The sequence below is a fragment of the Arthrobacter sp. TJ-217 genome (genome assembly GCF_058269255.1).
On sequence record NZ_JBZCNJ010000007.1, the window covers coordinates 107,561 to 131,238 of the forward strand.

The following is a 23,678-nucleotide window of genomic DNA, read 5'->3' on the forward strand; positions in this document are numbered from 1 at the left end:
TCCTATGCTTCATATGTCGGATGCGAAGTGACTCCAATCACACGATCCGGACCGCCTACGGCGACGCACTTCTCATCTAAGGAGAATTTCATGAAGAATCCCAAGCCCGGCCTCAGGTCGGCAGCAGCCGCCGGCGCCGCCGTCGTTCTCGCCGTATCGCTCTCAGCCTGTGGTGGCAACGTGGCCAATCCCGGCGCCGATTCCGAAGGCAGCGACTTTCCCTCTGGCCCGGTGACCCTGACGATCGGCCAGGATCCGGGTGGAAGCACCGACCTCATTGGACGCGCTGTCGCAGAGCACGCGGCGGAAAGCCTCGGAGTGGCGATGCCCGTGGTCAACAAGCCAGGAGCAAACGGGGCGCTCGCGACTCAGGAAGTGGCCAACTCCGAGCCGGACGGCCACACCCTGGTCCTGCTCAACGCGTCGTTGATCGCCATCACCCCACTCGCCGTGGGAGAGGACGAGGCAGTGAACCTCGATGACCTCGAGATCGTCAGCGGCATCTCCCAGGACGACTACGTGCTGGTGGCGAACGCGAAGTCGGGGCTCAAGACGATTGAGGACATCGTGGCCGCGGACAAGAGCTTCAACTTCGCGACGACCGGCGTTGGCACCGGCAGCCAGCTCGCACAGGCACTGTTGTTCAAGCAGGCAGGCGTCGAGGGAACCGATGTGCCGTTCGACGGGGGCTCGCCCGCCATGACCGCCCTGCTGGGCAATCAGGTGGACCTCGCCACCATCCAGCTCGGCGAGGCAATGCCGCAGATCGAGGCCGGGACGCTCACGCCGATCATCACCTTCTCCGAGGAGCGCAACCAGTACCTTCCCGACACCCCGACGGCCGTTGAAGCCGGCTATGACGTGCCGGTGTCACAGTACCGGGCCGTTGCCGCACCCAAGGGAACCCCCGAGCCGGTCCTCGAGAAGCTGCGTGAATCGATCACCACGGCCTTCGATTCCGAGGAGTACAAGAAATTCAACGAGGAGAACCTCTTCACCCCCCACGAGGTCGACGGCAGCCAGGTCACCGAGGAGTGGACGGCGAACGCCGCGAAGTACAAGGAACTCGTTGAGAAATACGAGATCGACCTCGGCGGCGGACAGTGACTTCCCTCTCCAAAGGTGGCAGCTCCCGCGTGGACGGCGCAAAGCCGGCCGTCCACGCGGAGGGCATGGCCGGGGAACTGGCCGAAGATCTTGTGCCGGAGGACCGCGCCGCCGAGTGGGAAGAGGAGAAGCCCCCGGCGGCGGGCCCGCTCGCCAATGTGGCCTCCGCCCTGGTGGTGGCGGCCGTTGGAACCGCGGGCATCATCGGCGCCGTGGGGATGGGCCTTGGCACACCCGCCGACCCTCGGCCGGGGATGTGGCCATTCATCATCAGCGTCGTGCTCGTGGCGCTGGCGGCCGCCCTTGCGCTTTTCGGCCGCAAGGCGGTCGACGCCGAAAAATTCTCGGGCTCAAGCCTCCAGGTGATCGCGGGGCTGGCGACCCTCATCGGTTTCGCTTCCCTGATCGACACGATCGGCTTTGAGATCCCCGCGCTGGTGCTGACACTGATCTGGCTCCGCTTCCTGGGGAAAGAGACCTGGCGCATGTCGGTCTTGCTCAGCGTGGTCATCACCGCCTGCTTCTACCTGCTCTTCGTCTTCGCACTCAACGTGCCCATCCCGCATCTTTTCTAGGGAAAACCCATGGACATTCTTGAACCGGTCGTCAACGGATTCGGCGTCGTGCTCGAACCCGTCAACCTCCTGTACTGCCTGCTCGGCGTCGTCATCGGCATGCTCATCGGCGTCCTGCCCGGGCTTGGCCCCGCAGCGACAATCGCCATCCTGCTGCCGCTGACCTATGGCGTTGAACCCGTCACGGCAATCATCATGCTCTCGGGCATCTTCTACGGAGCCCAGTACGGCGGGACGATCACCTCCGTCCTGCTGCGCCTGCCGGGTGAGGCGTCCTCGGTCGTTACGGTTTTCGACGGGTATGCGCTGGCCAGACAGGGAAAGGCCGGCACCGCCCTCGGAATCGCCGCTATCGGCTCGTTCGTCGGCGGCACCATTTCGATCATCGGACTCACCCTCCTGGCGCCCCTCGTCGCCGGATTCGCCCTCGATTTTGGACCGCCGGAGTACACAGCCCTCGCCCTGCTCGGCATCCTGCTTGTCGCAACGGTCAGCAACGGCGGCAAACTGAAAGCCCTTATTGCAGCGGCCATCGGCCTCCTCCTGGCCACCGTGGGCCGCGACGGGTTCACCGGCGGCTCCCGCTTCACCTTTGGCAGCCTCTCCCTCGCCGACGGGCTCGACTTCGTTCCCATCGCCATGGGTATCTTCGGCCTCGGCGAAATCCTCTACAACCTCGAGCAGCGCCACAACAAGGTCCAGGCTCCCTCGAAGGTCGCCAACGTCTGGCCCTCGCGAAAAGACCTCCAGCAGTCCTCCGGAGCCATCGGCCGCGGGTCGGTTCTCGGGTTCTTCCTCGGGATCCTGCCCGGCGGTGGAGCCACCCTGTCCTCGATGGCGGCGTACGCGATGGAGAAAAAGCGGGCCAAGGATCCCTCCCGGTTCGGCCGTGGAGCGATCGAGGGGGTCGCGGCCCCGGAATCGGCGAACAACGCTGCGGCAACGTCTTCGTTCATTCCGCTGCTCACTCTGGGCATCCCCGCCAACGCAACAATGGCAATCATCTTCGGGGCCCTGCTGATCCAAGGGGTCACGCCCGGCCCCCAGTTGGTCCAGAACGAACCGGAACTGTTCTGGGGCGTCGTCAACTCCATGTACATCGGCAATATCCTGCTGCTGATCATGAGCATCCCGCTCGTGGGGATTTTCGTGAAGGTCCTGCGGGTGCGCCCGGCGATCCTGGCCCCGGTGACGGTGCTCATCACACTGATCGGCGTCTACACGATCAACAACAGCATCTTCGATATCTGGCTCGTGATTGTCTTCGGCGTCCTGGGCTACCTCATGAAGAAGTTCGGCTTCGAACCGGGGCCCCTCGTTCTTGCCTTCGTTCTCGGAGCGCTGCTTGAGGAGAGCCTGCGCCGTTCGCTGCTGCTCTTTGGCGGCGACCCCACCGGGTTCATCACCCGGCCGATCTCCGGGGTCCTGCTCCTGGTCTTCGTCCTGGTGGTGCTGCTGCCCGTCGTCCAGAGCGGCTTGAAGAAGGCACGGGCCAAGAAAACCGCAAACGCGACGATTCACGACAAGGAGTCAGTATGAGCATTCTCATTGGATATGTCCCCACCCCTGAGGGAGAGGCAGCCCTGGAGGCCGGCCTTGAGGAGGCCCGGCTGAGGAACACCGGCATCGTGATCCTCAACTCCCCGCGGAAGGGAGCACCCGTAGATGCGGCGCTCGCTTCCGACGAGCAGGTCGCGGGCCTGCTCGCACGGGCGAAAGCAGTGAATATCGAAGCGGTGGTGCGCCAGCCCGGGCACACCGATGACCTGACCGAGGAATTCATGGAGATCGCCGAGGAAACCGGTGCCTCACTGATCGTTATCGGGCTGCGCCGCCGATCGCAGGTGGGCAAGTTCATCATGGGCAGCCACGCCCAGCGGATCCTCCTCCAAGCCGACCGCCCCGTCCTCGCCGTCAAAGCCCCGGACAACTCCTAGGTCCCTTTCGGTGAGGCCGGCGGCAGGCCCTGGCTTCCGCCGGCCTCACCCCGGGGACCCGGAGGAAGCCCTGCGTCCCAGGATTCCCGCCGCCTCGGCGAGGGCGTCGGCGGGCGTGGTCACATGGGGTGAAAGGCGGATCCGTCCGCTTCCGTGCTGCGTGGCGGTCATGCCGGCGTCGGCGAGGTCCGCGAGGGCGGCCGCCGCCATCCCCCCGGGGATCTCTGCGACGACGATGCCGGCCCGGCGGGCGGGCTCCACCGCTGAAACGACATGCACCCCCGCCGCATCGAGGTCGGCAAGCAGCCGTTCGACGGTCTGGCCCACCTGCGCTTCAATCCACAGGACGGTCGCCGTTTCGATGAGCTCAAGGGCTGCCGCGAAGGGCCCGACGGCGGTCGGCGAGAGGTTGGACATGGAGAACCGGAGTGCGCCCGGAAGGGGCGCATGGAGCGCGCCGTCGTAGTCGCCGGCCTCCTGAACTCCGGACCAGCCACCGAGAACGGGCCGGATGCGGTCGAGGCCCGCCTCGGACAACGCAAGCGCCCCGGCGCCCCAGCCGCCCCGGATCCATTTCTGGCCGCCGACGATGAGGGCATCGGCCACTGTCCAGTCCTGGTCCAGCACGCCGAACCCCTGAATCCCGTCGACAACCAGCAGCCGGTCCGGGCCCAGCACCTCCCGGATGGCGGCGAGATCCGCACGGTACCCGGTCCGGAAGTCGACGGCGCTCACGGCGAGCGCCACGGTGTCAGGGGTCAGCGACCGCTCCACTGTCTCGGCCGTCATGAAATCCCCGGGCGTGCCCACCCGAAGCACTTCACCGCCGCCCCTCCCCTCGGCCTTGTGCCAGGGGTACAGATTGGCGGGGAACTCTCCCGATCCGACGAGCACCGGGCCCCCGGTGATACCGAAGGCCACCTGGAACAGTCCAAAGGAGGTGTGCGGAACGAGGGTCACCCGCTCGAGCGGGAACCCGCTGAGCCGTGAGAAAGCGCTCCGGGCGCGCAGTTCGTGCCCCTGCAGCACGTCCCTCGCTCCCACCGCTCCACCTGCCGCCACATGAAGCAGCTCCACCGCGGTTTCGATAACGGTCCGCGAGGGAGGCCCGTAGCTGGCGAAGTTGAGATAGCCGCGCTCCTCGGTGAACTCGGCCCGGTAGGAGGTTCCAGGGTGTCCACTCATTTTCTTCCCCTTCAGATGTGCGGGCGGCCCGCCGGCCCGCATCGGTTCAGCCTCGTGACGCCGGCGCTGCGCGGGAAACCGGCGGGCTACCGGCTGGTTTCTCCCGCCCCGGCCCGCCCGGCGGCACCGGCCAGGGCGGCGAGCTCGGTCGAGAGGTTGGCGCGGGCCCGCCCGGACCAGAGGCGTGAACCCTCCGCCGTCGAGAACAGGGGCTCGATCGCAAGCAGGCGCTGGAGGACCTTGGCCCTGCCTGCCGCGAAGTCGGCCTCGGGCACCGAAGCGTATTCGGCCCGGACGGCCCGCAGGTACTCGCTGTACCGTGCGGGCGGGCTGCCCAGCACCGAAAGGTCGGCGTCGCACAGGAGCGCACCGGCCCGGTCCCCGGGGGCCGGCGCGTGAGTGACGGTCAGCAGCACAAGCCGGGAAACCTCGTCGATGTCATGCCGGGGAAGGCCCGCTCCGGCGAGGGCACGTTCGGCGAGCGCCGCGGAGTCGGCCTCATCCCCGCCCGCCACGCCCCGGTATACGGCGTCGTGGAACCAGGCGGCAAGCAGCACGGGACGGCGCAGGGAGGAGTCCTGGGCCGTCATCAGTGCGTCGAGCGCCTCAAGGACGGCCAGCAGATGCTCCGGCGTGTGGTATTTCCGGTGCGGTTCGCTCCACCGCTGCAGCAGTTCCGCACCGATTCCGGGCGTCCCGGGCAGGACGGCGTTCCACCTGCTCTGGAGCGTCGAGCGCAGCCGCCCCGGCCGCTTCCGGGCCGGCACCCGCAGCCCGCTGCCGATCAGGATGCGCACCAGCTCGCCGCCGCTGACCTCCACCGCGCCGAGGCGGACCAGCTCCGGGTACCGGTGTGAGGGTACGTCGTAGTGGTCCTGGTCGAAGGCCCGGGCCGGCACCCCGGCCAAGGCGGCGAAATCATGGAGTTCCGCGAGGGAGGCGTCGGAGATGAGGTGCGAGAAGACAGTGCCGTGCGCCGGCCAGAGCGGCGGATCGATGAAAACGGCCATGGGGCAAGTCTAGGCGGGGCGGCGCAGCCTATCCGGGCCCGTCTATGTACAGATGGGCGGGGCTGTGCCATTCTCGCAGTGGCATCACAAGCACCGCTCATCGTCCTTGGAAAAACACCGTGGGGGAGTTATGACGGATCAGAACAGTGCTGTTCTGGCGATTGGCACGAAAAAGGGACTGTGGCTGGCCACCAGCCCCGACCGGCGTTCCTGGACCTTGTCCGAACCCATGTTCCTCATGCAGGAAGTCCCGAGCGTTGGTATCGATACCCGGGGCGGAGGCACCCGGATCCTCGTCGGCACCCGTTCCGAGCACTGGGGACCCTCGGTGGTCCACTCGGACGACCTCGGCGCCAGCTGGACCGAGCCGGAACGAGGTGGCATCGGTTTCGACGCCGCCGACGGCACCGCGCTGGAGCGCATCTGGCAGCTTCAACCGGACTCCGAGAACAGGCCCGGGGTCGTCTGGGCCGGTTGTGAACCGATCTCCGTGTGGAAATCCACCGACGGCGGGGAGCACTTCGAGCTCAACCGGGCACTGTGGGACCACCCGCACCGGCAGGACTGGGGCGCGGGTTACGGTGGCGCCGCCGCCCACACCGTGCTGCCCAGCCCGGCCGATGACACGGTGCACGTGGCGATGAGCACCGGAGGGGTGTACCGCTCGCGGGACGGCGGTGCGTCCTGGGAGGCCCGCAACCGTGGAATCTCCGCCTATTTCCTGCCCGACCCGCAGCCCGAGTTCGGCCAGTGCGTCCACAAGATCGCGCGCGATGCACAGGACCCGGAGCGCCTTTTCGCCCAGAACCACCATGGTGTCTATGTGAGCGAGGACGGAGCGGAATCGTGGGACTCGATCGCCGATGGCCTGCCTTCCGACTTCGGGTTCGTCATGCTCGCCCATCCCCGCCGGTCCGGGACGGCCTGGGTGATTCCGCTGAAGGCCGACGGGGAGAGGATTCCCCCCGACGGCAAACTCGCGGTCCACCGCACCGACGATGCGGGCGGCTCCTGGACCCGGCTCGATACAGGCCTTCCCCGCCGCGAGTTCAACGCTGTCCTGCGCGACGCGGCGTCGGTGGACACCGCCGAACCGGCCGGTGTGTATTTCGGCACCCGCGGCGGAAGCGTCTACGCCAGTGCCGACGAGGGTGCCACCTTCACCGAGGTCGCGGCCAACCTTCCCGACGTCCTCTGCGTCCGCGCCGCCGTCATCGGCTGACCCCGAACACGCCATGGGCAACTCCGTCACCGTCCTGCTTCCCACCCTCCTGCGGCCCTACGCGGAAGGGCGCAGCGAGGTCGACGTACCACTGCGCTCCCCTGCCACCGTTGCCGGGGTCCTCGAGGAACTGTGCAACGGGCGTCCCCTTCTCGCACGCCGCCTGCGCGATGAAACAGGTGAACTGCGCCGATACGTCAACGTGTACGTCGACGGCGAGGATGTGCGCCGGCTCCAGCTCCTCCAGACCCCGGTTGAGCCGGGCGGCACGGTGATGGTCATGCAGTCGGTGGCCGGCGGCTGAACTTCCGGGCGCCCGCGCTGCGTGCGTAACGTGGAGCTGAGCTGTATACCGGGCACACGGCGCAGAGTACGATCGCCGCCATGGAATCCACAGAAGCCCCGGGCTGGTTTGAGGGTTTTGAAGCCCGCTCCTTCGACGTCGAAGGCGCCTCCATCTTCGCCCGGTACGGCGGCAACGAAGCCGGCCCCACCCTGCTTCTGGTCCACGGCTCACCGCAGACTCACGTCATGTGGCGGCGTGTGGCGGAGGAGCTGCGCCGGGAGTACTTCATCGTTCTGCCCGACCTGCGCGGGTACGGTGATTCGTCGAAAGCACCGGGGATGCCCGACCACAGCAATTACAGCAAACGCGCGATGGCCCAGGACCTCGTGGATGTCGTCGATGCCCTTGGGCGCGGGAGTTTCCTTCTCTGCGGGCACGACCGCGGGGGGCGCGTCGGCCACCGGCTCGCCGTCGACCATCCGAACCGCCTCGACAAGCTCTGCGTGATCGACATCGCCCCCACTTTGGACATGTACAACGCGACGGACATGGCCTTCGCGACCGCGTACTACCACTGGTTCCACCTCATCCAGCCGAAGCCGCTGCCGGAGCAGATGATCACGGGCAGCGCCCTGCCCTACCTTCACGCCACCCTCGGCGGCCTGGGCGGCGGCGGGCTGGGGTTCATCGAACCTGCAGCGCTCGCCGAGTATGAACGCTGCTTCGAGCCCGGCACCATCCACGCCATCTGCGAGGACTACCGGGCGAGCGCAGGCATCGACCTCGAGCACGACCGCGAGAGCAGGGCGAACGGCGGGAAAATCCGCTGTGACACCCAGGTGCTCTGGGGCGAACGTGCCGTGGTCAACCGGCTCTTCCAGCCCATTGACCTGTGGCAGGCGCAGTGCGGGGGAAAGGTCAGCGGCCAGTCCCTGCCGTCCGGGCACTTCATCCCCGAAGAACTGCCGGGTGAAACCGCCAAGGTCCTCGCCTCCTTCTTCGGTGCGGAGCAAACCGTCGCCGGCTAGCCGATGAAGGCCCGCCGGCATCTCCAGGGCACCGGCGAGTGCTCTGAAGAATGGGAGAGCCCGGCGTAACGCACAGGGAATTTCGGGGATTCGCTTGCCTTCGGGAAGGCCGCCGCTATGTTTGGTTATCTGGTAGAGAGCCGATCAAGGCATCTCAATTCCCTGCTGAACCGCTTCCGGAAGCGTCGATTCGGCAGGGCGACAGGCCGTGCCAGCAGCCGGATCTGAACGCCGTTTTCCGCACCTCCGGACGGCACTCCGGCCGGGCGGCCTGGCCTCTCTTCAAGCAGGACCTCAATCCAATCGAAGGGAAGAACAATGAGTGATTCATCAAGGCCGCTGGCGGTACTCATCCACGGCGCGTACGCCGAGTCGGCAAGCTGGAACGGCGTCATCGAACGCCTGCAGCGTGAAGGCTACACGGCCCTGGCCGTGGCCAACCCGCTGCGCGGAGTTGCGGTCGACACTGAATACCTCGCCAGTGTGGTCGCCGGCCTGAACCGCCCTGTCGTGCTTGTGGGCCACTCGTACGGCGGCATGCTCATCTCCCGGGCCGGGGCGGACAACCCTAACGTGCGCGCACTGGTCTTCGTCGGCGCCTACGCCCCTGAGGACGGCGAAAGCGCAGCGGACCTTTCGGGCAAGTTCCCCGGCGGCAGCCTCGGGCCGACCCTGGTGACCTACCCGCTTCCCGACGGCTCCAACGACACCTACATTGACGTGAAGAAGTACCACCACCAGTTCGCCGAAGACGTGCCCGACGACGTCGCATTCCTCATGGCCGCCACCCAGCGCCCCATCCCCGACAAGGCCCTTGGGGAGGCCTTCTCCGGCGAGCCGGCGTGGAAGTCCGTCCCTTCCTGGTTCGTCTTCGGCGACCAGGACCTCAACATCCCCGCCGCGGCGCACCGCTTCATGGCAGAGCGGGCAGGATCCCGGCGCACGGAGGACGTCGCCGGGGCCTCCCACGCCGTCGGTGTCTCCCAGCCCGACGTGGTCACCAGCGTCATCCTCGACGCCCTCAAGGCCAGCAACGGCGGCTGACGAGCCCGCGCGCCATCAGGGGGCAGGGACCGTCCGGGCGGTCCCTGCCCCCTGATGCGTCAAGGGCCTGCGGCGGGTGCCTGACGCGTGTTAGTTCGCTCACCCGCGCCCAGTCCCGGACCGCCCAGCGCTCATGGGTGCGGCCCCATGCTGACCTGTTCGGGGAATTTCTCCGTATAGTTGAACAGTTGGACAAAAAGCTACCTGACTGCCCTCCTGCCACCCGCGGACGCGGAGTGCTGGGCCGCCAGGGGCCCGCGCCAACCGCAGTGCCAGTGATTCGCCCGTACGGGGCCGAAGCGATACGCGGTAACCAGGCCTTTTCCCGGACCTACCGTTCTCCCCCGCGCCGGTGACCGCTCCGGCGGCAAGACACCGGCCCGCACCGCACCTCCGTCTTACCCGTGAAAGGCCTCCCCCATGGCAGAAATTTCAGTACACCAGCTCAACGAGCTGCGAACCCTTATCTCAGGACCGGTGTTCGCACGCGGCGATGAAGGCCTCCCAGCGGAAGCGGCAGCGTACAACCTGTTTGTGGAGCACCGCCCTGATCTGGTGGTGGGCGCCGAGTCCGAGGCCGATGTGGCAGCCGCCGTGCGCTTCGCGGGGGATAACTCCCTTCCGCTGACCGTTCTGGCCACGGGCCACGGATCCTACGCCAACGTCACCGACGGCCTCCTGCTGACCACGTCCCGGCTGGCGGGGGACGTGCAGATCGACCCCTCGAGCCGCACCGCCACAGTGCTGGCCGGGCACCGCGTCAGTGACGTCGTCGCAGCCGCGGCCAAGCACGGCCTGGCACCCGTTGTGGGTTCCTCGACGAATGTCGGAGCCGTCGGCTACCTGCTCGGCGGCGGGGTGGGCCCGCTGGTGCGCACCTTCGGCATGTCCTCCGACTGGGTCCGCAGCTTCCGGGTCGTCACCGGTGACGGCGACCTCCTCCACGCCGATTCAATGACCAACCCCGACCTGTTCTGGGCGCTGCGTGGCGGAAAAGGCGGCCTCGGCGTGATCACCTCCCTTGAGCTCGAACTTGTGCCACTGGAGACGCTGTATGGCGGTTCCCTGTTCTTCGACCCCGAACACGTCGGACGTGTCTTCACCGCCTGGCTCGAGTGGACGAAGACGGTACCCGAAACGCTCACCTCATCGGCGGCGATCGTCCGGTTCCCGCCGCTCGACTTCATCCCTGAGCCGCTTCGCGGCAAGACGGCGCTGCACCTGCGCGTGGCGTACGTGGGCGACGCGGGAGAGGGCGAGCGGCTCCTGGCACCCCTGCGTGGGGCCGCCCCGGCGCTCATCGATGCGGTCGGTGAGATGGCGGCAGCCGACATCGGAACAATCCACAACGACCCATCGGATCCGATTCCCCTATGGGACGGCAGCGTCCAGCGGCTCCTGACCCACGCCGATGCCGGCTTCGCGGCCGCACTCCTTGGAGCCGTTGGCCCCGAGGTCAACGTTCCCGTCGTGGCAGCGGAAGTGCGCCACCTTGGAGGTGCGGCCGGCCGCGATGTCCCCGAGGGAAGCGCCGTCGGTGGGCGAAGCGCCGACTACTCGGTCCTGCTGGTCGGCGTGCCCGATCCGAGCCTTTTCGAGACGGTCCTGCCGCAGGTCATGGAAAACGTCACGGCCCAGCTGGACCCGTGGCTCTCGGACGGGACTCTGATCAACTTCCAGACCCGACCCGCGGACGAGGCGGCCCTCAGCTCCTGGCCCGCCGAGACGCGCACCCGGCTGGCGGAGGTCCGTGCGGCGTACGATCCCCGCGGCATCCTCTAACGGAATACCTGCAGCGGGGCGGCACCAAACCGGTGCCGCCCCGCTGCCGGTGCCGCAGCATTGAGCACTCAGGATTCGCTGCCGAGGATCTCCCGGACCAGGGGGATCACCTTGGTGCCGTACAGCTCGATGTTGTTCATCACCGCGGTGTGCGCCAGGCCCGTCATGCCGAACTTGAGCTGGAACCGGGACGCGTTGAGGACCCTGAGGTTGGCGGCGATCTTGCGGGCCACCGTCTCGGGGGAACCGACATAGATGGCGCCGTGCGGGCCGATTTCGTGCCTGAACGATTCCGGGGTTGGAATGGCGAACCCACGGGTCTTGCTCACATGCTTCATCACCGCGAGGTACCGGGGCCAGAACTCCTTCTGGGCCTGCTCGTCGGTCGCGGCCACGTGGCCCATCGAATGCACGCCGATCGGCTGGGCCGGGCGCTCGAAGTGCTCAAGCGCCTCGAGGTAGAGGCTGGAGAACGGCTGGAAGCGGGCGGGCGAGCCGCCGATGATGGCAAGGATGAGGTTGTACCCGTGGCGGGCGGCCCGGACAACCGACTGCGGGCTCCCCCCGACGCCGATCCAGGTGGGGAACGGCTCAGCCTCGAGGTGCGGGACGACGTCCTGGTCCTTGAGCGCCGCGCGGGTTGTGCCGGTCCAGGTGACGGGGCTTCCCTTGAGCAGCTCGGCGAACAGCTCCGACTTCTCCTCGAAGAGCACTTCATAGTCGCTGAGGTCGTAGCCGAAGAGCGGGAACGAATCGATGCTCGAACCACGGCCCAGGATCACCTCGGCCCGCCCCGAGGACAGCGCGTTCAGGGTGGAGTACCGCTGGAAGACGCGGACGGGATCGTCGGAGCTCAGCACGGTCACGGCGGAGCCGAGATGGATGTTCCTGGTCCGCGCTGCAATGGCACTGAGGACCAGGTCGCCGGCGGAGAGCGGGTAGTCGTAGGTGTGGTGCTCGCCGATGCCGAAGAAATCAATGCCCACGGAATCCGCAAGGACGCCCTGCTCGACGATGTTGCGGACCGTCTGGGCGTGCGAATTGAGGGTCCCGTTCTCGTCGGAATGGACATCACCGAAGGTGTCGAGTCCGAAGGTCAGGGGAAAGCCCGTCCGCAGGCTTGGTGAGTCGTTCACAATTGTTCCTTTTATCTGGGTGGTGGGTGCGGGCACTCCCGCAGGGTCCCTAGCGGTGTGACCGCGGACAGCGGTGCGGCCTAGGCCGCGGTCTTCTCGGTGAGGACCTGCGCGAACTGCTCCTCATTGAGCGAAGCGCCGAAGACCGGCCCGCCGGGTTCGAGGATCCGCCCCTCGCGGAGGCTGTCCAGCAGGACGGCGTCGTAGCCGATGTTCTCCACCAGGGCGGCGACCAGCTCCACCGCTTCCCGGTCGTCCCCCGCCACTCCGAGCGCCAGTCGATCCGCGGCGCCGGCCGGCCGGCGGTCGGCTTCGAGCTCGTGGTACCCGGCGTGGTTGAAGGACTTGACGACCCGCGCGCCGCTGAGGTGCCGCTGGACGATTTCGCTGCTGCCATAGCGCGGGTCCTCGAACAGCTGCTGCGTGCCGTCGATGGGTGCCCAGTAGTTCATCAGGTCGACGACGACCTTGCCGGCCACCAGGGACGGGTCGAAGGTACTGAACTTGTGCAGCGGGATCGCCAGGATCACGATGTCGGCCTCGGCCGCCACCTGCGCGGGCCAGTCGGCCTTCGCTCCCGGAACGAGGATCTGGGTGATGAGGGCGATCTTCGCCGGGTCGCCGGACCCGGCGATGGAGACCGGGTAGCCGGCCTCGATGGCAACCCGGCCGATGGCCGGGCCGACATGGCCTGCTCCGAGAACGCCGATGCGGGGGAGGTTGGAGGCGGAAGGAGTATTGCTCATCGTGGGTCCCCCTTGGAGGAATTGGCTTCGAAGTGCTGGTGGAGTGAATCAAGGATGTCGGCGAGGTTCTCCAGCTGAGATGGCGTCAAGGCGTCAGAGAAGTGCTCCTTCACCGCCTGGAGCTGCGGCACCGAGGCACGCCGGAAGGCGTCGGCTCCGGCGTCTGTCAGCTGGACGAAGGCGCCACGGTTGTCCGTCAGGCATTCTTCGCGGCGCACCAGGCCCCGCTTCTCCATCCGCCCGATGTGGTGGGAGAGCCGGCTGCGCTCCCAGTTGATGGCCCCCGCCAGTTCCGAGGACCGCAGCTCGCGCCCGTCCGCTTCGGTCAGGGCCAGCAGGACCTCATAGTCCTGGCCGGACAGATTCGAGCTGCTCAAGACAACGCCCATGCGCCGGCGAAGTTCGGCCGTCATGTCGAGAAGATCCCGCCAGATGGCCAGCTCGGCGGCCGTCGGGCTGCGGCGCGCTGGATTGTGCTGCCGGTTTTCCTTGGCGGTGCTGTAAGCAGCCATGACTTCCCCTCCACAATTGATTGACATGTCCACTATATGTTCGAGTAGTTGATATGTCAACATCATGAGGCGGTGGCTCGACTTTGTTGACATGTCCATTACATCGGTCCTAGGGTTCGCATAGTTGATACATCAACTACAAGCACCAGGCGTTGGAGATGAAATGGCTGAAATCCTCGAGCAGTACCCGATCATGATCGGCGTCGACAGTTTTGGCGACGTGACAAGAGGCAGCGACGGGGAGCTGCTCAGCCAGCCCCGCAGCATCCACGCCCTGGTGCGTGAAGGTGTTGTCGCCGAGGAATCGGGCCTCGATTTCTTCGGCCTCGGCGAGCACCACGTTGAGGAAATGCCCCTCTCTGCGCCCGACATCGTCCTGGCGGCCGTCGCCGGCCAGACCTCCCGCATCCGGCTCGGTTCGGCCGTCACCGTCCTGAGCTCGGATGACCCGGTCCGGGTCTTCCAGCGGTATGCGACCCTCGATGCGGTCTCGCAGGGGCGGGCCGAAGTGATTCTCGGCCGCGGCTCCAGCAAGGAATCCTTCCCCCTGTTCGGCTTCGACCTCGAGGACTATGGCCGCCTGTTCGAGGAGAAGCTTGAACTGTTCTCCCGGCTCCGGTCCGAGAAGCCGGTCACGTGGTCCGGCACCACCCGCCCCGCTCTGGACGGCCTCGATGTCTTCCCGCGGACCACGGACGGCGCCTTGCCCACCTGGATCGGAGTCGGCGGGAACCCGGCGTCGGTTGTGCGCGCGGCGCAGTACGGCTTCCCCCTGATGCTCGCCGTGATCGGCGGCAATCCGGCACGCTTCGCCAAGCTGAGCGAGCTGTACCGGCAGGCGACCGCTGAGGCGGGCTTCGGTGAGCTCCCCATCGGGCTGCACTCCACCGGCCATGTCGCGGCCACCGACGAGCAGGCCATCGAGGGGTACTGGCCGACGTACGAGACCTTCCAGCTGGAGGCGCGCTACGAGCGGGGGTTCCCGCCCATCACCCGGGAATTCTACGAAAAGGAGATCGCCGTCGGCTCGCTTTATGTGGGATCCCCCGAGACGGTGGCACGGCGGATTGTCCGGAGCATGAAGGCACTGGGAGTGAACCGGTTCGACCTCAAGTACGGGCTGGGTCCGATGCCGAACGCCGTCCTCCTTGAGAACCTGCGCCTCTTCGGCACCGAAGTGGCCCCTCGCGTCCGGGATGAACTGTCCCGTTCCTGAACCCCTCAATGGCGGCCAGCGCCGTCCGCCATTGAGGCCCCGGGCATTCTAGGAACCGGGGCTGAGGTTGTCGACGCCGGGCGGCCGTGGAAAAATCCCTGCCCCGGCGTAGCTCCCTTTATACAATTTCCGCACGGGCATCCGGCGTCCGGCCGCTGCCTTCGGAGCCGAAGGTGGGATCGCCATGGCAACCGGCGTGAAGAGAACGGCCAATCCGCAGCGGGGCGCGCTTCTCGGCGCGATGTTCCTCATGGCCACCAGCGCTGTCGGCCCGGGCTTCATCACCCAGACGACTGCCTTCACTGTGACGCTGGGGGCGGCCTTCGCGTTCGCGATCCTTGTGTCGATCTGCGTCGACATCGCCGTCCAAATGAATGTGTGGCGGGTGATCGGAGTCACCGGCCGCCGCGCGCAGGAACTGGGAAATCTCGTGCTTCCGGGTGTCGGCTGGTTGCTCGCGGTCCTGATCTTCCTCGGTGGGATGGTTTTCAACATCGGCAATACCGCCGGTGCCGGTCTCGGAATCAACGCCATGCTCGGCGTCGACCCCAAAATCGGCGGAATTGTCTCGGCGTGCATCGCGATCGCCGTGTTCCTCGTCAAGCGTGCCGGCGCCGCACTCGACCGGGTGGTTGTTGTGCTGGGTGCCGTGATGATCCTGTTGACCGCCTACGTGGCTATCGTTTCCGGTCCGCCGGTGGGGCTCGCCCTCCGCAACGCGGTGCTGCCCGAGCGGATCGAGTTCCTCGTTATCACCACGCTCATCGGCGGGACAATCGGCGGCTACATCACGTATGCCGGAGCCCACAGGATGCTCGACTCCGGAGTGACCGGGCCCGGAAATGTCGGGCAGATCACCAAGAGCTCAATCCTTGGCATCATTGTCACAGGCGTCATCCGGGTGCTGCTCTTCCTCGCCATCCTCGGGGTGGTGGCCGGAGGCGCCGAACTGGCAAGCGAAAACCAGGCGGCGGAGGCCTTCCAGATAGCTGCCGGGGAGGTGGGGCTGAGGCTTTTCGGGGTAATCCTGTGGTCGGCCGCGATCACCTCGGTCATCGGCTCCGCCTACACGTCTGTTTCCTTCATCACCAGCTCACGGACGAGCCCGCGGCGGCGGAACCTCTACACGTGCGGCTTCATCGCCGTTTCGGCAGTCATCTACCTATTCCTGGGGCAGGCGCCGACGACGCTGCTGATCATGGCGGGCGCGGTGAACGGGTTGATCCTCCCGGTCGGGTTCGCGGTGATCCTCTGGGTGGCCTGGCGCCGCCGGGATCTCCTCGGCGGTTACCGCTACCCCAAGTGGCTGCTCATTGTGGGAGTGGCTGCGTGGCTGCTGACCCTCTTCCTCGGCTACCAGTCGCTGAGCGGCCTCGCCCAGCTCTGGGAGTAGCGCGGCTCAGAGCGTCGGTGCACCCTCCGGTACAGCGGAGAACCGGACAACCGAGCCGGGAGGCAGCTGGGCCACCCGGTCCAGGTCCTCGGCGATGACGACGGCGATCACCGGGTAGCCGCCGGTCACCGGGTGGTCAGCAAGGAACAGAACGGGAAGGCCCGACGGCGGCACCTGCAGGGACCCGGTGACCACACCCTCACTGGCAAGCTCACCGCTGTCACGACGGGTGAGTGGAGGACCGTCGAGGCGCACGCCGATCCGGTTCGATTGCACCGTAACCGACCAGGAGGCCTCGCACAGGCGTTGGAGCTCTCCTTCGGCGAACCAGTCGGCGCGTGGACCCGGGACGATTCTCAGCAATGCCTCGGTATCAAACTCGCGGGGCAGTTCGGCGGTTCCGACAGGGGAGCCCGCGTGGGCCTCCCCCACCGCAAGGAGCGTTCCGGCGGCCAACGGCGGAGGCCCCAGCCCGGACAGGGTGTCGGAGCTCCGGCTGCCCAGGCTGGGGGCGAGATCCACCCCACCACGGACGGCGGTGTAGGAGCGCAGCCCCTTCGAGGGGAAGCCAACCTGAAGGGCCTCCCCCGCACGCAGCACGAAGGGAGCGCAGAGTTCGGCATTCCGCTCGGTGCCGTCGACGCCGCTGATCGTCAGCGGCACCAGCGCACCGGTCACGGCGATCACCTGGTCGGCCCGGGCTTCGAGGGTTAGTCCGCCGAAGACGGATTCGACGGCCGCGGCGCCCGGCGGGTTTCCCACAAGCCGGTTGGCCTGGCGGAACGATGCCCTGTCGAGCGCTCCGGAGCCCGGGACGCCGATTGCCGCCAGTCCCGGCCTGCCCAGATCCTGGATCGTACTGGAAAGGCCCGGACTCGCGACGGTCAGCCCGCCGGCCGCCCCCGGTCCGGCAGCAGCCCCCGGCCGGTACCGGGGAGAGCCCGCCCCGCCCGCGGTCCTGATTGATCCCCGGACCGCGCGGAACCGCACGCGGTTTCCCGGCCGGACCAACGCCGGATTTTCCCGGGCGAGGTCCCACAGCACCGCGTCGGTGCGCCCGATGAGCTGCCAGCCGCCGGGAGATTCCCGTGGATAGACCGCCGAGAAATTGCCGGCAAGGGCAACCGTCCCGGCGGGCACGCTGGTTCTCGGGGAAGCACGCCGCGCCACCTCGAGGCTTTCATTCTCGCCCACGAGGTAGGCGAAGCCCGGGGAGAACCCCCCGAAGGCAGCGGTCCAGGTCTGGGCGGTGTGCGCTTCGACCACCCCCTGCTCGCTGAGCCCCGTGGCGCTTGCCACATCGGCAAGGTCTGCCCCGTCGTAAACCACCTCGATTTCAACGAGCGCGTCGTCAACCTCCGGGGAGGCCGAGAGGTCAAAGCCGCGGATGCGCCCGGCGATCCGCTCCGCTCCCCTGCGGCTTCCGGCGGTCACCAGGACCGTGCGGGCGGCGGCCACCACGTCGATCTGGTCGGGGTCCGGGTCGGCGTCCAGCTGCGCCTGAAGGCTCAGCACCTCGGGCAGCCCTTCGAGTTCGACGAGCACCGCGCGGTCGCCGACCGGGAGAAGGTTGGGAAACGGCGCCATCTCAGACAAAACCCGCTATTTCAACACCCGCATCGAGGAGCGCGTGCCGGACGGCGAAGGCCATCTCCACCGCCCCCGGGGTGTCGCCGTGGACGCAGATGCTCTCCGCCGCGACCGGGACAAGGGTCCCGTCGATCGCGCGCAGCCGCCCCTCGGTTGCGATGCGCAGGACGTGCTCAAGTACTTCGGCGTGGGTTGACAGCACGGCGCCTGGTTCCGTGCGCGGAACCAGCGTCCCGGCCGGGGTGTACGCCCTGTCCGCGAACGCTTCGACGACGGTGCGAAGGCCTGCCGCCCGGGCGGTGCGTTCGATCTCCGAATCCGGCAGCACGAGCAGGGGCAGGGAGGGGTCGACGTCCTTCACGGCCTCGACGACGGCGCGGGCCTGTCCCTGGTGGTGGACGATGGTGTTGTACAGCGCCCCGTGCGGTTTAACGTAGGCCACCTCCGTTCCGGCGGCCCGCGCGATGGCCTGGAGGGCGCCGATCTGGTACACCACGTCGTTCGTCAGTTCAGCCGGGGCCACGTCGAGGAAGCGGCGTCCGAAACCGGCAAGGTCGCGGTAAGCGGGATGGGCGCCGACCTTCACTCCGGCGCCGGCTGCCGCTGCACAGGTGGCCCGAATGCCCGAGGGGTCGCCGGCGTGGAACCCGCAGGCCACGTTCGCGCTTGAGACGGACCGGATGATCGACGCGTCGTCACCGAAGGTCCAGTTGCCGAACGACTCGCCGACATCGCTGTTCAGGTCAATCGTCGTCATGCTGGCCGCCCTTCCCCCGTCGATGCATCAAGCTTGACGGAGGAGTGCCCGCGGTTCAATTAATTCCCGTCCGGGTCGACTCAGACGTCGGTCTTGAAGCCGATCAGCTTATGCGTTCCGTCGCAGTACGGCTTGAGCACCGACGCTCCACAGCGGCACAGGGCAACTGTCCGGCGGGTGCGGGGAAGCGGTTCGCCGTCGGCGCCAAGGATTTCAAATTCCCCCCGGACGAGCAGGGGCCCGTCGGGGCAGGCAACGATCGAGGCCTCGCCGCCGGCTGCCGCGGCGGGCCGCTCTCCGGGAAGCCCCGGCTCCTGGGTGTCGTTCATGCGGCGAAGGTCGGATCTGCCTGGAGGGATGAGCGTCCTGCCTTCCATGACTCCATGATGTGCAGGGTCATCCAGGAGTCGACAAGCAGTGCCGCCGCCGCACCAAAGATGACGTCCTCGAGCAGCCGGGGATCCGACTCAACAAGCCCGCCGGCAAGGTCGCGGCCGGCGATCTGCTCGTGGACGGCGTCGGCCTCAACGTGCTCGTCGAAGTATTCGGCGGCCTCCTGGGAGTAACCGAGGCGGCTGAGGCCGCGGGAGTAGAGGCGGTTGGGCTGGGAGGACGTCATTTCGTAGGCGGCCAGGTGGCCAACGATGGCTCCCCGGAGACGGCGGTTCAGGCCGAACAACGACATCATGTTGTTGGCGGCGAGCGTGATCGCAGGCGCCGCGTCAAGGTATGCGCCGTAGCTGTCGTCGAGGTCAAGGGCGCGCAGGGTGCGGGCGAACAGCGCGGAGTGCATCCGGGCGGGTCTTCCGCCGCCGTACTCGTCGGCCTGGATTTCAACCATGGCGGCCTTGGCCCTCCCCGTGAGCCGGGGGATCGACCAGGTATGCGGGTCGGCTTCCTTGAGCTGGTAGATCGATTTGTGGATGAGGAATTCGCGCAGCTGGGCATCCGTCGCCTCCTTCGCGACGAAGCGGGACATGCTCGGGCCGGAGTCTTCACCCGTCATGCGGAACAGCTCGGCGGCCACCGCCTCACTGGTGGGCTCGGGCAGGTCCGCCGCGTGTACCGCCGCGCGGAGGCGGTCCTCGAACGCCTGCTGGAGTTGGGCGCGCACTCCGAGCAGCCCGGGGTTCCACTCCCATTCCTCATCGGCGCCGTCGATACCGCTGTAGTGAAGTTCATAGAGGCAGAAGAGGCTCAGCTGCAGGTCGTCGTCGTAGACGATGTCCGATACCTCGGCCAGCGCTTTCTCCACCAGCACGGACAGCTGACGCAGGCGTTCATCGGCACCGGCCGGTCCGCCGGCAAGTATGTCGGAGAGGAGCGCGCTCACATCTCCGCGCGCGGTGGGCTGCTTCATCTAACACCCTTTCCTGTTTCGCCCAGATGGGCCTCGGCACAACACCAACACTAAGCGTACTTCGCTTTTTACGGCGAGCCGAAGCCGGTAACGCATCTCAGGGAGCCGCCTGTGGCGGCCCCCTGAGAAAAGCGGCGTCGGCGGAAGCCCGCCCGGCGCTAGAGACGGTTGGCACTCCTGCTGCCCGAGGTGCGCGTGCTCTTCTTCCCCAGCAGCAGGGCGAGCGCAATCATCCCTACTCCGAGGAAGAGGTGGAGCCAGTCGTCCGCATTGTTGAGCGGGACGAAGTTGGCTGCCGTCTCGTGCCCGACGAACAGGCCGTAAAGCCAGAGGACAAGGTAGATTACCCCGCCATACAGCAGATAGCTGCGGGCGCCCGCGATTGTCTTCGCCAGCGCCAGCCCCGCAACACCGAACAATAGGTGGACGATGTTGTGGAGTACCGACACCTGGAAGAGTCCGAGCAGCAGGGCCTCCGACTGGTGACCGGCGAACCGCAGGGTGTCGTAGTTGGTGGTGACGCCGGGAATGAAACCGAGAACCCCGATGAGGAGGAAGACGGCGCCGACCGCCTGGGCCGCCTTCTGCACGCTCGTCTTGCGGTCCACCGCATTATTCCGTGCTGATGTCATTGCTCTCTCCTTTGCATAATTGGCGGAACGTTGAGTCATTCGCGGTTCAGTTTGTCTTGGACGGCCCCTGCGGCCTTTTCAAGCACATTTGGAACCTCTGTGGTTCCGTAGAACCGCGCGTCGGGCCGCGTCGGCGCAGGCAGCGGAGCGCTTGTCGTCGGCCCGTCGTGGTAGGAAAACTCCCCGTGCCCGTCCGGTGTCGGACCCGAGGTCCAGCTCCCCGTTGAAGCGGCTGCGCCGTCCGAGAAGTTGAGGTACTGGTAGGAGACGCTGCGCTCCTCCTTCGCGAGCGGAAAGTTGCTGGGGACCGGAAGCTCCTCGAACTTCTCCTCCTGCAACTCCCGGGCAGCAGCGATCCACTGGTTCTGATGCATCGTGTCGCGTGCCAAAAGGAAGGACAGCATGTCCCGCACGCCGTGGTCGTCAGTCATGTGGTAGAGCCGGGCCACCTGCAGGCGGCCCTGCATCTCCGCGTTTGCATTGGCAGTGAAATCGGCGAGGAGGTTGCCGCTCGCCGTGACATAACTGCCCTGCCAGGGGTTGCCGTTGCTGTCCACCGGACGCGCTCCGGCGCCGGCCACGATGGCCTGCTGCATGTCGGTTCCGCCGATGACCGCGGCCACCGCCGGATCGGACTGGACGGCGTCGCTGGTGATGCCGAGGGGCGCCTTTTCGAGCAGCTGCGCAATCATTGTCGCAAGCATCTCAACGTGTCCGAATTCCTCTGCACCGATACCAAAGAGCAGGTCGCGGTATTTTCCGGGGATGTGGGCGTTCCATGCCTGAAAGCTGTATTGCATGGCAACGGTTATCTCGCCGTACTGGCCCCCGAGAACCTCCTGGAGTTTCCGGGCGTAGACCGCATCGGGCCTGTCAGGACTGGCTTTGTACTGAAGCTCCTGCTTGTGAAAAAACACAGACTCGCACCTCCCCATCCCGGCCCGGTCCTATTTCGATGAACCCACCCCGGGCGGGGCGGCGCCCGGACCTCTTGATTCGAGGCTATGCCCTGAGTAGCATCTTCGAAAGATAATAAGCGTGCTTATTTTAAGCTTGCAATTATCGCCGAACGGCTTGCATGAGTAAACTAAGCATGCTTAGCTTTAGGAAGTAAGTCTGGTGGGCAACCGTCGGACGAACAGATCAGAACACGATGGAGCATCCGTTTTACCGGCAATATCAACGTAAGGAATGAACATGACTACGCAGAATTGGCCGCAGGATCCCTTGGTTCCGTCAACAACCGGCACGGATTTCGAGGGCAGCGGGACACAGTCCGGCCAGTCGACCACTTCGACAGCGAAGGATCAGGCGAAAGAGGTCGGCCAGGAAAGCGCCGGCGCCGCACAGCATGTCGCACAGACTGCTGCAGCCGAAGCGAAGAACGTTGCACAGGAGGCGGGCAGCCAGGCCAAGAGCCTCGTCAGCGGACTTGGATCCGACATCAAGAGCCAGGCCGGGGCACAGCAGCAGAAGGCAACCGAAGGCCTCCGCTCGATCAGCGACGAGCTCCGCTCAATGGCCGAGAAGTCCGATAATAAAGCAGTCTCAAGTATCGTTCAGCAGGCGTCGCAGCGCGCCGGTGCTGTCGCGGGCTGGCTTGAAGGACGCGACGCCACGGACCTCCTCGAGGACGTTAAGGGCTTCGCCCGTCGCCGCCCGGGAGCATTCCTGGCAATTTCCGCAGGCGCCGGCCTCCTCGTTGGCCGCCTCACCCGCGGGCTGACCGGAGCCGCCCAGTCCGGATCCGACGGTTCGCAGACCCGCCCATCGGGCACGTACGACACTGACTACACCGCCACGACGACCTACGACGCATCGACAACGCTCCCGCGGACATCCCGCGGTACCCACGTCGCTGAGTCGTCGCCGGCGTTCGTCGACCCGGCCGTCGAGTACCCCACTATCCCCCCGGGAACTCCGCCCGTGGGCACGCTTCCTGATGAAAGGGACCTGCGCTAATGAGCGAGGCATACTCGGGCGGAGCCCATTCCGCCTCTCCGCCGCCTCCCTCCGAGGCGGAACAGCGGGCCGCGAACAACTCCGTCGGTGAACTGCTTGCCGATGTGACCCGCAACCTCTCCACTCTGATGCGGCAGGAAGTCGCCCTCGCCAAGGCGGAACTGCGCGAGTCCGGGAAGAATGCAGGAAAGGGAGCCGGAATGTTTGCCGGCGCCGCCGTCGGCGGCCACTTCGTCCTGCTCTTCCTCTCGATTGCCCTGATGTGGGGCCTCGGTGCCATCATGCCGCTTGGCTGGGCCGCCGTCATCGTTGCAGTCATCTGGGGCATCATTGCCGCAGTTCTCGCCGCGATGGGCAAGAAGGAAATGAAGCAGATCCGCGGCCTACCCGACACCGCTGAAACCATCAAAGAAATCCCGCCAACACTGAAACCAGGTGAGGAAACCCCATGAGCCAGACTCCAGAAGAAATCCGGGCCGACATCGAGCGCACCCGCCGTGAACTCGGCACCGACGTCGATGCGGTAGCCGACAAGGTGAACCCCTCGAACATCGCGCACCGCCAGACCGAGAAGGTCAAGAACACCTTCAGCAATGTGAAGGACACCGTCATGGGCAAGGCAGACGACGTGAAGGAGTCAGTGATGGGCAAGGCGGACGATATGAAAAGCGGAGTAGCCGGCACGGCCGGCGATACCAAGAGCTCAGCCAAGTCGGCCGCCCACACCGCGCAGGAGAAGGCGCACCAGGCGGGCCAGGCCGTGCAGGACGCTCCGCGGCAGATCAGCAACAAGACGGCCGGCAACCCGTTGGCTGCCGGACTCATCGCCTTCGGAACGGGGCTGCTCGCAGCTTCCCTGATTCCGGCAAGCCAGAAGGAGAAGCAAGCCGCTTCGGCTTTGAAGGAGCAGGCCGCTCCGCTGGCGACCGGGATTACCGATACCGCGAAGGAGGTCGTTGAGAACCTCAAGGAGCCGGCGCAGGAGGCAATGGCGTCCGTCAAGGAAACCGCCACGCAGTCGGCGCAGACCGTCAAGGAAGAAGGCCAGCAGGCCGCTTCCGACGTCAAGGACAAGGCGCAGGACGCCAAGAGCCAGGTTCAGGACTCCCGCTCGGGCGGCATGTAGGGTCCGTTCCGGCTCCGGCTTCAACGCTGACAGCTAGACGCAATAGACGGAAAGAGAGGGAGGGTGCGGATG

Annotated in this window: 25 protein-coding genes; 14 read left to right on the forward strand and 11 right to left on the reverse strand. The window is 66.6% G+C overall.

Going from position 1 to position 23,678, the window contains the following annotated elements:
- Positions 1-90: 90 nt before the first annotated feature.
- The 4 genes from AC4D2R_RS13390 to AC4D2R_RS13405 are packed head-to-tail and all read left to right on the forward strand — an operon-like array spanning position 91 to position 3,619.
- A complete protein-coding gene (locus AC4D2R_RS13390; protein WP_490940483.1) occupies positions 91-1,107 on the forward strand; it encodes a tripartite tricarboxylate transporter substrate binding protein in 1,017 nt (338 codons plus the stop codon).
- A 29-nt stretch (positions 1,108-1,136) separates the two neighbouring features.
- Positions 1,137-1,682 carry a tripartite tricarboxylate transporter TctB family protein gene (locus AC4D2R_RS13395; protein WP_490940485.1) on the forward strand — a complete coding sequence of 182 codons (546 nt, stop codon included), beginning with the start codon at positions 1,137-1,139 and terminating at the stop codon, positions 1,680-1,682.
- 9 nt (positions 1,683-1,691) lie between these two features.
- Positions 1,692-3,221, forward strand: coding sequence for a tripartite tricarboxylate transporter permease (locus AC4D2R_RS13400; RefSeq protein ID WP_490940487.1), 1,530 nt, complete (start codon positions 1,692-1,694; stop codon positions 3,219-3,221).
- The gene (locus tag AC4D2R_RS13405) at positions 3,218-3,619 is read left to right on the forward strand and encodes a universal stress protein (RefSeq protein ID WP_490903197.1); all 402 of its coding nucleotides are present in this window, start codon (positions 3,218-3,220) and stop codon (positions 3,617-3,619) included. The genes AC4D2R_RS13400 and AC4D2R_RS13405 overlap by 4 nt, the downstream gene beginning before the upstream one ends.
- Positions 3,620-3,664: 45 nt before the next feature.
- On the opposite strand, the gene AC4D2R_RS13410 is transcribed toward AC4D2R_RS13405, so the two are convergent.
- A complete protein-coding gene (locus AC4D2R_RS13410; RefSeq protein WP_490940488.1) occupies positions 3,665-4,804 on the reverse strand; it encodes an aminotransferase class V-fold PLP-dependent enzyme in 1,140 nt (379 codons plus the stop codon).
- A gap of 86 nt (positions 4,805-4,890) precedes the next feature.
- Complete coding sequence (locus AC4D2R_RS13415; RefSeq protein ID WP_490940490.1) at positions 4,891-5,814, reverse strand: DUF4031 domain-containing protein; 924 nt, start codon at positions 5,812-5,814, stop codon at positions 4,891-4,893.
- A 130-nt stretch (positions 5,815-5,944) separates the two neighbouring features.
- On the opposite strand from AC4D2R_RS13415, the gene AC4D2R_RS13420 reads away from it, so the two are divergent.
- From AC4D2R_RS13420 to AC4D2R_RS13440, 5 genes are all read left to right on the forward strand, one after another.
- Positions 5,945-7,036, forward strand: coding sequence for a WD40/YVTN/BNR-like repeat-containing protein (locus tag AC4D2R_RS13420; protein WP_490940492.1), 1,092 nt, complete (start codon positions 5,945-5,947; stop codon positions 7,034-7,036).
- Positions 7,037-7,049: 13 nt separating this feature from the next.
- Positions 7,050-7,340 (forward strand): MoaD/ThiS family protein, encoded by a 291-nt coding sequence (locus AC4D2R_RS13425; protein ID WP_490903192.1) that lies wholly within the window; start codon positions 7,050-7,052, stop codon positions 7,338-7,340.
- An 80-nt stretch (positions 7,341-7,420) separates the two neighbouring features.
- Positions 7,421-8,350 carry an alpha/beta fold hydrolase gene (locus tag AC4D2R_RS13430; protein ID WP_490940494.1) on the forward strand — a complete coding sequence of 310 codons (930 nt, stop codon included), beginning with the start codon at positions 7,421-7,423 and terminating at the stop codon, positions 8,348-8,350.
- Between the two features lie 318 nt (positions 8,351-8,668).
- Positions 8,669-9,394, forward strand: a complete 726-nt coding sequence (locus tag AC4D2R_RS13435; RefSeq protein WP_490940496.1) for an alpha/beta fold hydrolase — start codon at positions 8,669-8,671, stop codon at positions 9,392-9,394.
- A 420-nt stretch (positions 9,395-9,814) separates the two neighbouring features.
- Positions 9,815-11,176, forward strand: a complete 1,362-nt coding sequence (locus tag AC4D2R_RS13440) for an FAD-binding oxidoreductase (RefSeq protein WP_490940497.1) — start codon at positions 9,815-9,817, stop codon at positions 11,174-11,176.
- 68 nt (positions 11,177-11,244) lie between these two features.
- On the opposite strand, the gene AC4D2R_RS13445 is transcribed toward AC4D2R_RS13440, so the two are convergent.
- From AC4D2R_RS13445 to AC4D2R_RS13455, 3 genes are all read right to left on the reverse strand, one after another.
- Entirely contained in the window at positions 11,245-12,312 is a 1,068-nt protein-coding gene (locus AC4D2R_RS13445; RefSeq protein WP_490940499.1) for an LLM class flavin-dependent oxidoreductase, read from the reverse strand.
- A gap of 80 nt (positions 12,313-12,392) precedes the next feature.
- A complete protein-coding gene (locus AC4D2R_RS13450; protein WP_490940501.1) occupies positions 12,393-13,058 on the reverse strand; it encodes an NADPH-dependent F420 reductase in 666 nt (221 codons plus the stop codon).
- Entirely contained in the window at positions 13,055-13,570 is a 516-nt protein-coding gene (locus tag AC4D2R_RS13455) for a MarR family winged helix-turn-helix transcriptional regulator (protein ID WP_490940503.1), read from the reverse strand. Before AC4D2R_RS13455 ends, AC4D2R_RS13450 begins: the two co-directional genes overlap by 4 nt.
- Positions 13,571-13,733: 163 nt before the next feature.
- On the opposite strand from AC4D2R_RS13455, the gene AC4D2R_RS13460 reads away from it, so the two are divergent.
- Together AC4D2R_RS13460 and AC4D2R_RS13465 are read left to right on the forward strand one after the other, a co-directional pair.
- Complete coding sequence (locus tag AC4D2R_RS13460) at positions 13,734-14,786, forward strand: LLM class flavin-dependent oxidoreductase (RefSeq protein WP_490940505.1); 1,053 nt, start codon at positions 13,734-13,736, stop codon at positions 14,784-14,786.
- A 184-nt stretch (positions 14,787-14,970) separates the two neighbouring features.
- Positions 14,971-16,179, forward strand: coding sequence for an NRAMP family divalent metal transporter (locus tag AC4D2R_RS13465; protein ID WP_490940507.1), 1,209 nt, complete (start codon positions 14,971-14,973; stop codon positions 16,177-16,179).
- Between the two features lie 6 nt (positions 16,180-16,185).
- Here AC4D2R_RS13465 and AC4D2R_RS13470 read toward each other — a convergent pair whose 3' ends face one another.
- From AC4D2R_RS13470 to AC4D2R_RS13495, 6 genes are all read right to left on the reverse strand, one after another.
- A complete protein-coding gene (locus AC4D2R_RS13470) occupies positions 16,186-17,766 on the reverse strand; it encodes a 5-oxoprolinase subunit B/C family protein (RefSeq protein ID WP_490940509.1) in 1,581 nt (526 codons plus the stop codon).
- 1 nt (position 17,767) lies between these two features.
- Positions 17,768-18,526 (reverse strand): LamB/YcsF family protein, encoded by a 759-nt coding sequence (locus AC4D2R_RS13475; RefSeq protein ID WP_490940511.1) that lies wholly within the window; start codon positions 18,524-18,526, stop codon positions 17,768-17,770.
- An 80-nt stretch (positions 18,527-18,606) separates the two neighbouring features.
- Positions 18,607-18,855: a CDGSH iron-sulfur domain-containing protein gene (locus AC4D2R_RS13480; protein WP_490903176.1), complete on the reverse strand. Its 249-nt coding sequence runs from the start codon at positions 18,853-18,855 to the stop codon at positions 18,607-18,609.
- The gene (locus AC4D2R_RS13485; protein WP_490940512.1) at positions 18,852-19,886 is read right to left on the reverse strand and encodes an iron-containing redox enzyme family protein; all 1,035 of its coding nucleotides are present in this window, start codon (positions 19,884-19,886) and stop codon (positions 18,852-18,854) included. Before AC4D2R_RS13485 ends, AC4D2R_RS13480 begins: the two co-directional genes overlap by 4 nt.
- A 158-nt stretch (positions 19,887-20,044) precedes the next feature.
- Positions 20,045-20,518, reverse strand: a complete 474-nt coding sequence (locus AC4D2R_RS13490; protein WP_490903173.1) for a DUF4383 domain-containing protein — start codon at positions 20,516-20,518, stop codon at positions 20,045-20,047.
- Positions 20,519-20,553: 35 nt separating this feature from the next.
- Positions 20,554-21,435 carry a manganese catalase gene (locus tag AC4D2R_RS13495; RefSeq protein WP_490903172.1) on the reverse strand — a complete coding sequence of 294 codons (882 nt, stop codon included), beginning with the start codon at positions 21,433-21,435 and terminating at the stop codon, positions 20,554-20,556.
- A 280-nt stretch (positions 21,436-21,715) separates the two neighbouring features.
- On the opposite strand from AC4D2R_RS13495, the gene AC4D2R_RS13500 reads away from it, so the two are divergent.
- Genes AC4D2R_RS13500 through AC4D2R_RS13510 form a run of 3 tightly spaced genes read left to right on the forward strand, consistent with a single transcriptional unit; the run spans position 21,716 to position 23,606 of the window.
- On the forward strand, positions 21,716-22,480 hold the full coding sequence (locus AC4D2R_RS13500) for a hypothetical protein (RefSeq protein ID WP_490940514.1): 765 nt from the start codon (positions 21,716-21,718) through the stop codon (positions 22,478-22,480).
- A complete protein-coding gene (locus tag AC4D2R_RS13505; RefSeq protein ID WP_490903169.1) occupies positions 22,480-22,932 on the forward strand; it encodes a phage holin family protein in 453 nt (150 codons plus the stop codon). The genes AC4D2R_RS13500 and AC4D2R_RS13505 overlap by 1 nt, the downstream gene beginning before the upstream one ends.
- Positions 22,929-23,606: a DUF3618 domain-containing protein gene (locus AC4D2R_RS13510; RefSeq protein ID WP_490940516.1), complete on the forward strand. Its 678-nt coding sequence runs from the start codon at positions 22,929-22,931 to the stop codon at positions 23,604-23,606. The genes AC4D2R_RS13505 and AC4D2R_RS13510 overlap by 4 nt, the downstream gene beginning before the upstream one ends.
- The last annotated feature ends 72 nt before the right edge of the window (positions 23,607-23,678 follow it).